Here is a 14,408-nt window from a genome sequence, read left to right on the forward strand (position 1 = left end):
TTGTATGCAAAAGTGGGAATCAGTACTCGTAGGCCCGGAGACATCTCTCGAAGAGGCGATCGCAACACTTGATCGCATGGCGTTGCGCATCGTTCTGGTTGTAGATGCCGAGAGACGTCTGTTGGGGACTTTAACTGATGGTGATGTGCGACGTTGCTTACTCAAGCACCTGCCACTGGATATTAGTGTTAAGGAGGTCATGTGCGCTTCGCCGCAGACGGTTGAGCGGAGTTGGAGTAAGGAGCGCATGCTAGCGGTTATGGAGAAGCATCAACTGCTGCAGTTACCCGTCGTTGATGCCCTGCAACGCGTTGTGGGTTTGGAAACCCTCCATGGGCTTTTGCAGAAACGACAATATGATAATCCTGTCTTCCTTATGGCCGGCGGGTTTGGATCGCGTCTGCGTCCGTTAACTAAAACCTGTCCAAAACCTTTATTAAAAATAGGTGATAAACCTATTCTTGAGCTTATTCTCGAGAGTTTCATTAATGCCGGGTTTTATCGGTTTTTCATTTCTACGCATTACATGCCAGAAATGATCCGTGAGTATTTTGGCGATGGCAGCCGTTGGGGCGTAAGCATCCAGTATGTTCATGAGGAAGAGCCTCTGGGTACGGGCGGTGCATTAGGGTTGTTGCCTCATGATGAAATTGATTTACCAATGTTCATGATGAATGGCGACCTGCTCACCACCTTGAACTTCCAGAACCTGCTGGAATTTTATCAGGAGCATCAAGGTGTGGCGACCATGTGCGTGCGAGAGTACGAACATTGTGTGCCCTATGGTGTTATCCAAAGTGAAGGGCATCGGATTCGTTCCATGGTGGAGAAACCAGTACATCGTTTCTTTATTAATGCGGGAATCTATTTGCTCTCACCTGAATTAGTAAAAAGCGTTGTTGCGGGAACTCGTATTGACATGCCCACATTGTTGGAGCAGCAGATTGCGAAAGACAAGGATGTAAATATGTTCCCCATACACGAATACTGGCTTGATATAGGCAGAATGGAGGATTTTCAACGAGCGCAATCTGACATTTCAGGTTTATTCAATGGGTAACTACAATGTAGATATCCTTGCGGTGGTGCCCGCCCGAGCGGGTAGTAAGCGTTTACCTGGAAAGAACCTTTTGGATCTGCACGGTAAACCGTTAATCCGTTGGACGCTTGAGGCAGCCCTCGAGAGTCAAGTTGTCGATCAGTTAGTCGTTAGCAGCGATGATGATGCGATTCTGGCGGAAGGCATTCGACTCGGTCTTCACACAATTAGGCGTCCAGTCGATCTGGCTAGCGACACCGCAGCGACCGTCGATGTGCTTGTTCATACATTGGAGTCTTTGGCCAAGGAGGGAGTGCGGCCTGCCCGACTGATGCTCTTACAGCCGACTTCACCTCTGCGCAAAGCTGAGGACATCTACCAGGCTGTGCAATGTATGGATAAGACGAAAGCAGAGAGTATCATCAGCGTATGCCGGTGTGAGCACTCGCCGCTGTGGAGCAACACGCTAGAGGCTGACGGGTTTATGGACGACTTTTTACGGCCGGAAATATTGAATCAACGTAGCCAGGATCTTCCTGTGTATTACCGCCTGAATGGCGCAATTTATTTGGCTAAAACGGAAAGCTTTTTAAAGTCGCGAGGTTTTTTTATGCGTAATAGTCAAGCTTTTATAATGCCGACGGAAAGGTCGATAGATATTGATACGCCTCTAGATTTTAAGGTGTGTGAATATCTTTATGATACCATGGATAAATGAAAGTGACTTTTTCGAAACTCAGGTTGTTGCTATTTGCGATCTTTCGCAAAAATTGCTGGTCTAACCTTGAGGCGTCCGATGTTTTAGTTGTTCGACACGATGCGGACTGCGGATATCAGCACGCGGGGAAAGCGTATTCTCCGATAATTGATACAGTTGTTGAGGAGTGTTTTAAGAAAAATATAAGCGTTCAGTCTGTTGCTACACCTATTAGTCGGCTCGTGGGGGCGCGCGCTTATAATTCACCTGCAGCCTTTAATCGTTCCCTGTCATGGATTGCATTGTGGGTGCGAATGCTGTCTGTTTTTATCGGGCGGGAGAAAAGTAAAGAGTATGGGGTGTCAAGAAAGGCTGTTGTATGGTTAAAAATATTGAATTTGGTTAAACCCAAAATAGTAATAGGTATACAGCCCGACCTTGCTCTCTGTCGAGCTTGTAGACTTTTAAATGTTCCTGTATATGATATCCAACATGGCGTTATTTCTAAAGATAACAAGTGGTATGGGGATATTTTACCAAACAAAGTCGCCGTCTCGGATTTGCCGGATGGCTTTTTATGTTGGGATCGACAAAGCGCAGAGTATCTAAAAAGTTGGGCTCCCGCGCGTGGTGTTACAATTAATGTGATAGGTCATCCTTGGTTTCAGCGATTCCAGTTTCCGAGCGATAACGACTTACTGGTTCAGGATGCACTGAGAAGTAGCAGAATTTTTTTCGATGAAAAACCCATTATTTTGGTGGCTTTACAATGGGGGTTACATATTCATTACTATTCCGATATCGACTTCAACAAGGTTATGTGTAAGGCGCTGGAGTCAGTGATTAAGCGGACTCATAATCGATATAACTGGTTGTTACGTCTGCATCCGATTCAATTGACGGGCGATGAGGGCGAGTACTGCGAGGCGTATTTGGATCAGGAATTTGGTGGCTTTGCTGGAGTAGAATGGCATCGAGCAAGTTTATTGCCGCTACCCATATTACTATCTCAAGCCAGCTTACATATAACTGATATGAGTTCTGTGGTGATCGAAGCCTCCTGGTTTGGATTACCTTCTGCGCTGTTGAATCCTTATTTAAACAAGGGCGGAATTCTTGAAGGCCTATATGACTATGAGCGTCGCTCTGGAATAGCAACTGTTGTTGAGCAGAATGCCGAGGCTATAGAGTTGTGGATAAGTGAAAGGCTCTCTTGCGCTCAAGCCGCTCCGAGCGTCGTTCCTGAGGGCGGCATCCAGGCCATACTGGATAAGGCGATGATGAAAGCATGAATAAGCGTAAGATTTCTGTCATTAATTACGGAGCCGGTAATATCGCCTCTGTAGTCAACATGATTAAGCATGTCGGTGGGGAGGCTGAAATAATTTCCTGCCCCAGTGATTTGTCGAACGTTCAAAAATTGCTGCTCCCAGGCGTTGGTGCCTTTGGTCACGCTATGGAGTGTTTGCGGACTGGTGGCTGGCTTGCTGAACTCAATCAGGCAGTATTGCAGCGTAAGGTCCCGACTCTAGGCATTTGCTTGGGCATGCAGCTGATGTGTAAGTCAAGTGAGGAAGGGCAGGAGGCTGGATTAGGATGGATCGACGCCAGAGTGAGACGGTTTGAGTTTCAGGATAACGTGGGTAGATTGAAAGTTCCGCATATGGGGTGGAACGCGGTAAGTATTGTTGGTGAGGATTCGCTCGTTTCCAGCGAATCATTGGAGCGGCGCTTTTATTTCGTGCACTCTTATTATGTGGAGTGTATGAACAAATCGGATGAAATGTTTATCTGCAACTATGGAAGAGATTTTGTTGCAGGCTTTCATCGAGAAAATATGTGGGGGGTGCAATTCCACCCCGAGAAGAGCCATCGGTTTGGCATGGAACTATTCAAGCAGTTTTTAGAGGTGTGACTTGCTGGGACATCGAGTAATACCAGCTTTACTACTACGTGATAACGGTTTAGTAAAGACGCAGCGTTTTGGCAAGTCAAAATACGTTGGCGATCCGATCAACGCTATCCGAATTTTCAATGAAAAAGAAGTGGATGAGCTCGTTGTTCTTGATATTGATGCCACTCGTCTAAAGCAGCCCCCAAATTACGCGCTGATTGAGGAGTTTGCGGCTGAGTGCTTTATGCCGCTTGGTTACGGTGGCGGAATAAATACCGTGGAGCAAGCACGGACTTTATTTTCGCTTGGCGTTGAGAAGGTTATTTTACAATCTGCAGCGCTAGACAATCCAAGGCTTATAGCTGAATTGGCTTCGCGCTTCGGCAGTCAAAGCATCGTAATATCTATTGATGTAAAGCGCGACTGGTTAGGTCGAATTAAGCTTTGGTCAGCCTCTTCTCGGCGAAAACTATCCGCCGATTGGCTGGCAGTCATGAAGGAATTATCCTCAGTCGGAGCGGGGGAAATCCTTCTGAACGCTGTTGACCGTGACGGTATGCAGAATGGTTATGATTTGGACGTGATAAAATCCGCCGCTTCAGTCCTTGATATTCCATTGGTTGCCTTGGGCGGTGCTGGTAACATGGGGCATTTGCTCGAAGCCGTTCAAGCGGGAGCTTCTGCGGTAGCCGCGGGTAGCTTATTTGTTTTGCAAGGACCTCATCGAGCTGTACTGATTAGTTATCCCAGTTACTCAGCGCTTGAGTCGTTATTTAGGAGTTCAGATGTATCATAAAAAATACCAGGTATGCACACGGTGCGTGATGGATACCTCAGCCCCTGATATATCCTTTGACGTCAATGGAATTTGTAATTTTTGTTCGTATTTTGAAAGGCAGATTAGCAAGATTGTTTTCGTTTCAGAAGAGGAGCGAGCAATACAACGCAAACTCTTTATAGATAAAGTTAAACAAGCTGGTAAGGGCAAAAGATACGATTGTGTAATGGGGTTGTCTGGCGGTGTGGACAGCTCATATGCACTTGATCTTGCGGTAAAGGAGGGGTTGAGGCCATTAGCTGTACATATGGATAATAACTGGAACTCCGAATTGGCAGCAAATAATATAAAAAATCTTGTTTCGGGGCTTGATGTCGATCTCTACACCCACGTTATCGAGTGGCCGGAATATAAGCGTCTCATGCAGGCTTTTTTTGATGCGGATGTTATCGATGTTGAATTGTTATATGATAACGCGATGCTCGCAGTTAATTTTGCTCAAGCGCGAAAGTATGGAATAAAGTATATCCTCTCAGGAAGTAATTCTGCTACTGAGGGTATGCCCATGCCAGAAGGTTGGAATTGGCGAAAGTGGGATAAAAAAAATATTAAGGCATTGGGTGCGCTTGGTGGTGTTAAATTAAAAACATTTCCGTCCGTTGGTACGCTTGATTATATTGTCAATCGTTTGGTGCGTAGAATCCAATGGGTTTCCTATCTCGATTTTTATGATTATCAAAAGAACCAAGCTTTGGATGAGCTTGAAACAAAGTATGGTTATAAACGTTACCCCTATAAGCATTACGAGTCTATCTTCACTCGCTTTTATCAAGGATATTTGCTTCCGGAAAAGTTCGGCGTGGATAAACGAAAATTACATTTAGCTACGCTTGTAATGAGTGGTCAGATGAGTCGTGATGAAGCGTTGGCCAGGCTTGAAGAGTCGCCTTACCCGTCAGAGGAAGGGTTGGAAACAGACAAAAAATACTTTCTCAAAAAAATGGGTTGGGATGAATCTACGTTAAGGGCTTACCTTGAACGCCCCGAAAAGCGACATGATGAATATCCAAGCGACCGAGCGCTATGGGATGGGATGAAAAAAATTTATCATAAGTATTTTAGAGCGGCCTCTTAAAGCGTAGTGATCCATAGGCTGTTCGCTAGAAAATAAGGGGTGCCAACACAGCCCCTTATTTACGGCATATGTATATTTCTAAAAGCCACGAAATTGATGTTCGTGATGCGGTGTCGCAGCGAGGGGAAAGATGAAGCTGTACATGAGGAAGTCGACATTTCTGTTATTTTTCTTCGCGGTTTCTGCAGTTTTGTTCTACGCTTTTTTGGGTAGGTATATGCTTAGCGGTGAGATTGATTTCAAATTTTTTGCAGACTCACTGACTTACGAAAAGTTATATCAAGAGTCAGATTTTAAATCTTTTTCTGAAATGATTTCTTGGGATAGTAATTATTTTGGCCCATTGGTAATTTTAGAGGTCTTCGGCGGTGACCGTGTTTTAGTGCTCTGTTTTAATATTGCTCTAGCCTTTATTTCCTTGTGGTTGGTTAGAACCGGTGATCAGTATGATTGGGTTCTTTTTGTTTTTTTGTTTTTTTTGAGTCCGATCACATTTTCTAGTTTGCTCTCTATTAACAAGGAAATAATCTCCTTGTTAACAATGTCGTTGCTTGTTGCTTGGTTGTTTCGCAGGAGTGCGGGCTATTTGATTTTGGCGTTTATTTCGTCTTTTTTGGTTCGTTGGCAGCTCTCTCTTTTTATTTTAGTGGTTTTTTCAGCCTTCTCATCCATCAATCCATTACGACATCAACGTGTGTTTTTTTTGGCGCTTCTGTTATCAGGTATCTCTATAGTCTATTTTTTTATAGGAGATCAATTTGTTGGTGTAAATAGTAATGCTGATAGAGGCGCCGCCATAGATGAAGGCAGTGGAGCATATGTTTTCCTCAACGATGCTCAGCGGAATGGACTTTATTTTTTGGTTTTTATACCTAAAGCGCTTCATGCTATGTATGGTTTGGTGTTTAGGGTAGGTAATGTGTTTGATTTTAATGATGTTTATAATAATGTAGTGGTTACACTGCATTGTCTTGTTGCATTTTTGTTTTTTTTGATTATTTTTTTTCGTCGACGTTTAAGGTTGAGTGATGATTTGATTTTTATCGCGGTCATTTATTGTTCTATATTTGTGCTGACTCCGATTTATTCTCCGAGGTATTTTTATCCGGTGTTCTTTTTGTCCTGTCTGGTTCTAGCGCGGCGCTCTGAGTTTGTTGGGGTAGTCAAGAACTTTGGCTCACAGGCTAGGCTTGGTTAGATAGCTGCGGAAATAAAGAATGTCAGTATTGGCTAGCGAGGGGAATGGCATGAAATTTTTTAGTTTTGCTTCGGTCTGGCCAATGATAGTTGGGTTCGTATGAGCGTTAATAGTTTCAAAATTCTGATGGTCAGCCACGTCTCCCCTGACTCCATATATGGAGCCGGTTCCAGCTTGCGTCAGCATATGAGTCTGATGGCAAGACACCAGTTATCGCTGTTTTCACCTGTGCATAGGGTGGTTTCTAGTGTTGGGAAAGACGTACATGTGATAAATTTTTTGTCTCCGATCACTTACAACTATGATGTACAGTTGTCTTTTTTTAGGGCCGTCATTCTCTCTTGGGCTTCGCGCTTTGCTTTCTGGGCTAGCAGCCCCTGGGTGCTCTATAAATTGTTTAGGCTTTCGCCTGATATAGTCCATATGAACAGTTTGGTTTTGTCGGACTTCTTGCTGTTGTTGCGTGCTTATCGGTTTTTCAAAAGAGTCGCAGTGGTGTCACATGTTCGGGAGATGCTGGCTACCCATATTTCTCCTTATCAGAAATATCTCATGGGTGTATGTGACCACTTTGTATTTATTGATAAGGCTGTACAGCGGCGTTTTTCTGAAGTTGTAGGGGGGGAGCATGAGTTTGATATTGTCCAAAATCCTTTCAAGGGAGCCAGGGCAAATGAGCGTTTGCCGAGAGAAATAGCTACGCTGAAAGAAGCTGGGAGAGTCGTATTTGCCATTGCCGGTCGAATTGAAAATGGGAAGGGCGTTCTAGAAATCTGTAGTCATTTTTTGTCGCAAGCTCCCACTAACGCGGCGCTGTTAATCGTCGGAGGGGGCACGGCTGGATGTATTGATCAACTGAGGGCCATGGTAGATAGGTCTGGTGGTACTATTGGTTACCTTGGGCAGATCACTGATTTACAATCCACGGGTTTTTTCGGAGAAATCGATTTTTTGATCCGAGGGGAGCCGTTTTTTTGCACTGGTCGAACTGTATATGAGGCCCTGTATTCAGGTTCTAAAGTCATTGTTCCCGGAGCGGACAGTGATCTTGAGGGGGATGAGTTGCTAGTTGAATTCAAAGATAAAGTTTTTTGCTATCCTCCGGGGGATTTTGCAAGATTGATGGGACTTGTGGGGGCATTGTCTGGTTGCCAGGAGTCGGCGGGAAACCGATGTGTCCGTGATAACTATGAAAATTATGTTGCTTCATTAAATGCTATTTATTCAAGGGTGGTTAAATGAACGGTAAGAAGGCACTCATCACAGGCGTTACTGGTCAGGACGGTTCTTACTTGGCTGAGCTGCTGCTTGAAAAAGGCTACGAAGTCCACGGTATAAAACGTCGTGCGTCATCTTTCAACACTCAACGCGTAGATCATATTTATCAGGATCCGCACGTTGATAACCGCAATTTCGTTCTCCATTACGGTGACCTGAGTGACTCCTCGAACCTCACTCGAATCATACAGGAAGTACAACCGGATGAAGTCTATAACCTCGGTGCTCAGTCTCACGTCGCAGTGAGTTTTGAGTCTCCAGAATATACTGCTGATGTCGATGCAATGGGTACGCTCCGGATTCTGGAAGCTATCCGCTTGCTAGGTCTGGAAAAAAAGACGCGTTTCTATCAAGCGTCTACTTCTGAGTTGTATGGATTGGTGCAAGAAACTCCGCAAAAGGAAACGACTCCTTTCTATCCTCGCTCTCCCTATGCCGTAGCGAAGCTTTACGCTTATTGGATTACCGTAAACTACCGTGAAGCCTATGGTATGTATGCTTGTAACGGGATCCTTTTCAACCATGAATCACCGCGCCGTGGTGAGACCTTCGTAACACGCAAAATCACCCGTGCCTTGGCAAACATTTCCCAAGGGTTAGAACAATGCCTGTTTCTGGGCAACATGGATGCGTTGCGAGATTGGGGTCATGCCAAGGACTATGTCCGTATGCAATGGATGATGCTGCAGCAGGAGCATCCTGAAGATTACGTGATCGCTACAGGTGTCCAGTATTCGGTACGCGAGTTCGTGCGGTGGTCTGCCGCTGAGCTGGGGATTACGTTGCGTTTTGAGGGCAAGGGTGTAGAGGAGTGCGCGGTAGTGGAGCGCATCGATGGTGAGTTGGCACCGGCGTTGAACGTCGGGGATGTTATCGTTCGTGTGGATCCACGTTACTTCCGACCTACCGAGGTTGAAACCCTATTGGGTGATCCGAGCAAGGCCAAACAAAATCTTGGTTGGATACCGGAAATTACCGTACAAGAAATGTGTGCGGAAATGGTCCGTGAAGACCTTAAGGTAGCTCAGCGCCATGCCTTGCTCAAGCTGCATGGACACGATGTACCGGTCGCTTTGGAGAATTGATAATGCCGCGCGAATTAAACCAGACCATTTTCGTTGCCGGCCATCGGGGCATGGTGGGCTCAGCCATCGTGCGTCGGCTCCATGCTCTTGGCTACCGTTCCATTCTTTGTGCCAGTCGTGACGAATTGGATCTGCTTGACCAGCAGGCGGTGCATGCCTATTTCGCAAAGAATCGTATCGATCAAGTCTATCTTGCAGCAGCCAAGGTCGGAGGCATTCATGCCAACAACACATTCCCAGCAGACTTCATCTACGACAATTTGATGATTCAGGCGAACGTAATTCACGCGGCGCATGGGGCAAATGTTCAACGGTTGCTGTTTCTCGGATCCTCCTGCATCTATCCCAAGCAGGCGGTTCAGCCAATTCGAGAAGAGGCCCTGCTTACCGGGGAGCTAGAGCCTACCAACGAGCCTTATGCGATTGCCAAGATTGCCGGGATCAAGTTATGCGAGAGCTATAATCGGCAACACGGTCGCGATTATCGTAGTGTCATGCCTACGAACCTTTATGGACCGAACGATAACTATCACCCGGAAAACAGCCATGTGATCCCGGCGCTACTTCGTCGCTTTCATGAGGCAGTGCAGGAGAACCAAGCTGAAGTGATTATCTGGGGGAGCGGCAATCCGATGCGAGAGTTCCTGCATGTCGATGACATGGCGGCTGCTAGCGTGCACGTAATGGAGCTTGCTGCGGCCAGCTACCAGGCCAACACCCAGCCTATGCTGTCGCATATCAATGTGGGGACGGGGATAGACTGTACGATACGTGAGCTCGCACAAACCATTGCCAAGGTTACTGGATTCAAGGGGCAATTGTCTTTCGACGCAAGCAAGCCTGATGGTACGCCACGTAAATTGATGGATGTTTCTCGGCTTAGGGCGCTAGGATGGCAGGCTACAATTGATCTTGAAGAAGGGCTGACCGACGCCTATCGATGGTTTGTTGAGCATCGCCTGGAAACCAGAAATTGAGGCATCGTCGGGCTGGATTTATATGGCAGTGACGCCATAACCTATGAGTAATAAAAATAGCAGCCAATCTTGATAGCAGCAGTAAAGGACACTTTTGCATGTTTCTTCCGGTAATCATGGCAGGCGGTGCGGGATCCCGTCTCTGGCCCCTGTCTCGCCAGCTAAATCCCAAGCAGTTTCTGCCTTTGGTCGATGCGGAGCTATCGCTGCTGCAGTCGACAATCAAACGGCTGGAAGGGCTTGATCATGATATGCCGATACTGATCTGCAATGAACAGCATCGCTTCCTTGCGGCAGAACAATTGCGGCAATTGGAAATGGAGGAGGCTAGGATACTACTTGAGCCGGTAGGACGTAATACTGCACCGGCTATCGCGCTCGCAGCATTACAGGCGACCGCTTCCGGGAATGATCCGATTTTATTGGTTCTTGCTGCCGATCATCTTATTCAAGATACAAAGGCGTTTCACACCAGTGTCAGTCAGGCGTTGGTGCTGGCCGAAGCTGGCAAATTGGTAACGTTCGCAATTGTCCCCACCCATCCGGAAATTGGTTTTGGCTATCTGGAAAGGGGTAAGGCGCTTGAACAAGGGGGGCACGTTGTCAGCCAGTTTGTGGAAAAACCTGATTTGGCGACTGCTCAGGGATATCTGAACAGCGGGCAGTATTTTTGGAATGGCGGCATGTTCATGTTTCGAGCGAGCCGTTATCTACAAGAGCTGGAACGCTTTGCGCCGGATATTCTTAATGCCTGCCGCGCAGCATTTGAAGGTGCCCAGCAGGATATGCATTTTATCCGTGTCGATGCTCAGGCGTTTGGTGCATGCCCGGAAAAATCAATTGACTATGCGGTGATGGAGCGTACTTCGGACGCCGTAATGGTGCTGCTTGACGCGGGATGGAGTGACGTCGGCTCGTGGTCAGCACTTTGGGATACCGCAGATAAGGACGCTGATGGCAACGTACTTAAAGGCGATGTACTGACTGAGCGTACAAGTAGCAGCTATATACATGCCACCCACCGACTTGTGGCTACAATAGGAGTGGATGACCTTGTGGTCATTGAAACCAAAGACGCGGTGCTCGTAGCGCACAAGGGTGATGTGCAAGACGTCAAGAAAATCGTCGATCAATTGAAGAACTGTAAGCGTCCTGAGTACGCTAATCATCGTGAAGTTTACCGTCCGTGGGGTGTCTATGACTCCATCGATAATGGACCGCGTTATCAGGTTAAACGTATTACGGTAAATCCGGGTGCGAAGTTATCGGTACAAATGCACCATCATCGGGCGGAGCATTGGATAGTTGTCAGTGGGACTGCGCGAGTAACCAATGGCGAAAAAAACTATCTCGTCACGGAGAACCAGTCTACTTACATCCCTGTTGGGCAGGTCCATGCCTTGGAGAATCCTGGTGTTATACCGTTAGAGTTGATTGAAGTTCAATCAGGCACCTATCTGGGGGAGGATGATATTGTCCGTTTTGAAGATATATACGGTCGGAGCTAGTGGCATTGAAAATCTCGATAATTACTGTTTGTTATAATAGTGTTGAAACTATTAGAGATACCATCGAATCTGTTCTTTTGCAGCGGTATCCCAATATTGAGTACATCGTGGTGGACGGTGCATCGAAGGATGGAACACTCAGCGTAATATCCGAGTACGAAGGCCGGATTGCCAAAGTAATAAGCGAGCCCGATAAAGGCATATATGATGCTATGAATAAAGGTGTCAAGGTCGCAACGGGTGATTATGTTGGTATATTGAATTCTGATGATGTTTTTGCTGGGGAAAATGTGATTCAGGAGATGGTGGCGCATCTGCAGAGTAATCCGGATGCAGAGGCCTGTTACGCGGATCTTGTTTTTGTACAGCGAAAACAAATAGATGTTGTTACTCGAAAATACTCTTCAGAAAGTTTCTCTCCGTGGAAAGTTCGTTTCGGCTTTATGATACCTCACCCTACCTTTTACGCACGGCGTGAGCTTTTTGAAAGGTACGGTGATTACAAATTGGGTTATCGGGTTTCTGCTGACTTTGAATTGATGGCTCGTTTTTTTTCCAAGAATGTAAAAATGGTCAGGCACGCCGCAGTCATGGTTAAAATGCGAGAGGGCGGAATAAGTACTACGGGTTTTTGGTGGAGAATTCATCAGAATTTGGAGATCGTCAAAGCTTGCAAAGAAAATGGGATTTATACCAACATTCTACTCGTGGCTATGAAAGTTCCATTCAAGCTGGCAAGCTATCTTAAAAAATGAATTCTATAGAACGGGTCTTATTAACAGGTAGCACGGGCTTTGTCGGGAGCAGGTTGCACGCCGCTCTTGGTACGACCTATTCTGTTGTAGCGACATCTCGCTCGGCTCAGATAGTTTGGAACGGCTCCCAGACGATCGGTGTTGGTGATCTTTCGAGTGAGACTGTGTGGACTCCTGCGTTGCAAGGTGTTGATTGCGTCGTGCATGTTGCTGGCAGAGCTCATAAACTTAATGACAAGCTTGAAAACCCTTTGGCGGAATTCAGGAAGGTGAATGTTGGTGCCAGTCTCAATCTCGCGCGGCAGGCTTCCGAAGCCGGGGTGAAGCGATTTGTTTTCATCAGTTCAATCGGGGTCCATGGAGCGAGTACGGCAGGTAAGCCCTTGGATGAACTCTCTCCGTTGATACCTCATGCTGATTACGCGCTTTCAAAATTGGAAGCAGAGAACGGCCTCAAGGAAATTTCGGTTGAGAACGGGATGGAACTGGTTATTCTCCGTCCACCCTTGATTTATGCTGGACATGCTCCTGGAAATTTTGAACGTTTGTTAAAACTAGTTGCAAGCGGGCTGCCGCTTCCTTTTTTGGGTGTCAATAATCAGCGCAGTATGATTGCTTTAGATAATTTGGTCGATTTGATTGCGCTATGCATAGAGCATCCTGCCGCAGCCAATCAGTCTTTTCTCGTGTCCGATGGGATAGATGTATCGACTCCGCAAATTATTCGTTGTCTCTCCAAGGGGATGGGGCGTGAGGCTCGATTATTTTCTATCCCTGATTCATTGATTTATCGGGGGGCTGAGTTATTAGGGCGCAAAACGACCTATGATCAACTTTATGGTTCTCTTGCTATTGATTCGAGCAAGGCTCGTGACCTTTTAGCTTGGACGGCTCCTATAACACCCGACGAGGCGTTATTCAGGGCTGGGAAAGATTATATTTCTCGTGTTCGTTGAGCCTCTTACTTTTTGTTATGGAAAATTTTCATTCATGTCTTCTTGGTCGATCATTTCTATCGCGGCTGTGTTATCACTCCTCTTGACGGGAGCATTGCGTAAATATGCCCTTGCCCGAAGCATAATCGACATCCCCAACGCCCGAAGCTCACATACTGTCCCAACCCCACGCGGTGGCGGCGTGGCAATCGTCGTTAGCTTTCTGTTGGCGCTGCCCGTATTAGCAATCACTGGGTCTATGGATTGGCCCACTATGTGGGCGATGCTGGGGGCAGGATCAGGAATCGCTATATTAGGTTTCCTCGACGATCATGGCCATATTGCGGCGCGCTGGCGATTGTTGGGGCATTTCCTGGCATCAGCATGGGCGTTGTATTGGTTGGACGGCTTGCCGCCAATCACGCTGTTTGGTATCGGCCTCGAATTGACTTGGTTTGGAGACGTCCTAGCTGTCTTTTACCTGGTGTGGATGCTCAACCTCTACAACTTCATGGACGGCATCGATGGCATTGCCAGCGTCGAGGCTATTTGTGCATGTCTTGGAGCCTGCCTTCTTTATTGGCTGGGTGGTTTTGAAAGCTTGATCGTCGCTCCGCTGGTACTCGCAATGGCTGTGGCTGGTTTCCTGTATTGGAATTTTCCTCCCGCCCGCATCTTTATGGGCGACGCGGGAAGCGGGTTTCTCGGCATCATTCTGGGGCTGCTAGCGTTGCAGGCAGCCTGGGCTTCACCGGAACTGCTCTGGGGCTGGTTGATTTTGCTGGGGGTCTTTATTGTCGATGCTACCGTCACGTTGATGCGGCGCCTACTGCGCGGCGACAAGGTGTATGAGGCGCATCGCAGTCACGCCTATCAATTTGCTTCGCGTCATTACGGCAGGCACTTGACGGTGACGCTAGGGGTGGCTGCGATCAACCTGTTTTGGTTGTTGCCCGTGGCGGCGAGTGTGGTGCTCTGGAACATGGACGGAGCATTGGCTTTGATAGTGGCTTACGTACCATTGATACTGCTAGCCATCAGGTTTCATGCAGGCGAGCTTGAGAAGGCCTGATTTCAGGGTAAGGCTCGCGTTTTTCGTTTATCGATTGTCCAATGCTCGGCGATGGAG

Annotated in this window: 14 protein-coding genes; all 14 read left to right on the top strand. The window is 46.9% G+C overall.

Annotated elements, in window-relative coordinates:
* Nucleotides 1–4: 4 nt before the first annotated feature.
* The 14 genes from AC3A5O_RS10375 to AC3A5O_RS10440 all read left to right on the top strand — a co-directional run bounded on the left by AC3A5O_RS10375 (nt 5) and on the right by AC3A5O_RS10440 (nt 14,351).
* Entirely contained in the window at nt 5–1,060 is a 1,056-nt protein-coding gene (locus AC3A5O_RS10375; protein ID WP_122568945.1) for a nucleotidyltransferase family protein, read from the top strand.
* A complete protein-coding gene (locus tag AC3A5O_RS10380) occupies nt 1,053–1,757 on the top strand; it encodes an acylneuraminate cytidylyltransferase family protein (RefSeq protein WP_305470295.1) in 705 nt (234 codons plus the stop codon). Before AC3A5O_RS10375 ends, AC3A5O_RS10380 begins: the two co-directional genes overlap by 8 nt.
* A complete protein-coding gene (locus AC3A5O_RS10385; RefSeq protein ID WP_305470296.1) occupies nt 1,754–3,028 on the top strand; it encodes a hypothetical protein in 1,275 nt (424 codons plus the stop codon). Before AC3A5O_RS10380 ends, AC3A5O_RS10385 begins: the two co-directional genes overlap by 4 nt.
* On the top strand, nt 3,025–3,651 hold the full coding sequence (gene hisH / locus AC3A5O_RS10390; protein WP_122568942.1) for an imidazole glycerol phosphate synthase subunit HisH: 627 nt from the start codon (nt 3,025–3,027) through the stop codon (nt 3,649–3,651). The genes AC3A5O_RS10385 and hisH overlap by 4 nt, the downstream gene beginning before the upstream one ends.
* Before the next feature lies 1 nt (nt 3,652).
* A complete protein-coding gene (locus AC3A5O_RS10395; protein ID WP_122568941.1) occupies nt 3,653–4,426 on the top strand; it encodes an AglZ/HisF2 family acetamidino modification protein in 774 nt (257 codons plus the stop codon).
* Nucleotides 4,416–5,543, top strand: a complete 1,128-nt coding sequence (locus tag AC3A5O_RS10400) for an N-acetyl sugar amidotransferase (RefSeq protein ID WP_487753165.1) — start codon at nt 4,416–4,418, stop codon at nt 5,541–5,543. The genes AC3A5O_RS10395 and AC3A5O_RS10400 overlap by 11 nt, the downstream gene beginning before the upstream one ends.
* Nucleotides 5,544–5,673: 130 nt before the next feature.
* Entirely contained in the window at nt 5,674–6,741 is a 1,068-nt protein-coding gene (locus AC3A5O_RS10405) for a hypothetical protein (protein ID WP_305470298.1), read from the top strand.
* A gap of 99 nt (nt 6,742–6,840) precedes the next feature.
* Nucleotides 6,841–7,983: a glycosyltransferase family protein gene (locus tag AC3A5O_RS10410; RefSeq protein ID WP_305470299.1), complete on the top strand. Its 1,143-nt coding sequence runs from the start codon at nt 6,841–6,843 to the stop codon at nt 7,981–7,983.
* On the top strand, nt 7,980–9,104 hold the full coding sequence (gene gmd / locus AC3A5O_RS10415) for a GDP-mannose 4,6-dehydratase (RefSeq protein WP_305470300.1): 1,125 nt from the start codon (nt 7,980–7,982) through the stop codon (nt 9,102–9,104). The genes AC3A5O_RS10410 and gmd overlap by 4 nt, the downstream gene beginning before the upstream one ends.
* A 2-nt stretch (nt 9,105–9,106) precedes the next feature.
* Complete coding sequence (gene fcl / locus AC3A5O_RS10420) at nt 9,107–10,081, top strand: GDP-L-fucose synthase (RefSeq protein WP_122568936.1); 975 nt, start codon at nt 9,107–9,109, stop codon at nt 10,079–10,081.
* 98 nt (nt 10,082–10,179) lie between these two features.
* Nucleotides 10,180–11,589, top strand: a complete 1,410-nt coding sequence (locus AC3A5O_RS10425; protein ID WP_305470301.1) for a mannose-1-phosphate guanylyltransferase/mannose-6-phosphate isomerase — start codon at nt 10,180–10,182, stop codon at nt 11,587–11,589.
* Nucleotides 11,589–12,344, top strand: a complete 756-nt coding sequence (locus AC3A5O_RS10430) for a glycosyltransferase family 2 protein (protein WP_240998538.1) — start codon at nt 11,589–11,591, stop codon at nt 12,342–12,344. Before AC3A5O_RS10425 ends, AC3A5O_RS10430 begins: the two co-directional genes overlap by 1 nt.
* Nucleotides 12,341–13,300 (top strand): NAD-dependent epimerase/dehydratase family protein, encoded by a 960-nt coding sequence (locus tag AC3A5O_RS10435; protein ID WP_122568933.1) that lies wholly within the window; start codon nt 12,341–12,343, stop codon nt 13,298–13,300. The genes AC3A5O_RS10430 and AC3A5O_RS10435 overlap by 4 nt, the downstream gene beginning before the upstream one ends.
* A 34-nt stretch (nt 13,301–13,334) precedes the next feature.
* Nucleotides 13,335–14,351 carry an MraY family glycosyltransferase gene (locus tag AC3A5O_RS10440; protein ID WP_122568932.1) on the top strand — a complete coding sequence of 339 codons (1,017 nt, stop codon included), beginning with the start codon at nt 13,335–13,337 and terminating at the stop codon, nt 14,349–14,351.
* The last annotated feature ends 57 nt before the right edge of the window (nt 14,352–14,408 follow it).

This window comes from Pseudomonas sp. Soil_N_39, assembly GCF_057655955.1.

Bases quoted from the DNA above. Each gene is read 5' to 3' on its own strand.
- AC3A5O_RS10375 (WP_122568945.1), top strand. From the start codon at position 5: ATGCAAAAGTGGGAATCAGTACTCGTAGGCCCGGAGACATCTCTCGAA.
- AC3A5O_RS10380 (WP_305470295.1), top strand. From the start codon at position 1,053: ATGGGTAACTACAATGTAGATATCCTTGCGGTGGTGCCCGCCCGAGCG.
- AC3A5O_RS10385 (WP_305470296.1), top strand. From the start codon at position 1,754: ATGAAAGTGACTTTTTCGAAACTCAGGTTGTTGCTATTTGCGATCTTT.
- hisH (WP_122568942.1), top strand. From the start codon at position 3,025: ATGAATAAGCGTAAGATTTCTGTCATTAATTACGGAGCCGGTAATATC.
- AC3A5O_RS10400 (WP_487753165.1), top strand. From the start codon at position 4,416: ATGTATCATAAAAAATACCAGGTATGCACACGGTGCGTGATGGATACC.
- AC3A5O_RS10405 (WP_305470298.1), top strand. From the start codon at position 5,674: ATGAAGCTGTACATGAGGAAGTCGACATTTCTGTTATTTTTCTTCGCG.
- AC3A5O_RS10410 (WP_305470299.1), top strand. From the start codon at position 6,841: ATGAGCGTTAATAGTTTCAAAATTCTGATGGTCAGCCACGTCTCCCCT.
- gmd (WP_305470300.1), top strand. From the start codon at position 7,980: ATGAACGGTAAGAAGGCACTCATCACAGGCGTTACTGGTCAGGACGGT.
- fcl (WP_122568936.1), top strand. From the start codon at position 9,107: ATGCCGCGCGAATTAAACCAGACCATTTTCGTTGCCGGCCATCGGGGC.
- AC3A5O_RS10425 (WP_305470301.1), top strand. From the start codon at position 10,180: ATGTTTCTTCCGGTAATCATGGCAGGCGGTGCGGGATCCCGTCTCTGG.
- AC3A5O_RS10435 (WP_122568933.1), top strand. From the start codon at position 12,341: ATGAATTCTATAGAACGGGTCTTATTAACAGGTAGCACGGGCTTTGTC.
- AC3A5O_RS10440 (WP_122568932.1), top strand. From the start codon at position 13,335: ATGTCTTCTTGGTCGATCATTTCTATCGCGGCTGTGTTATCACTCCTC.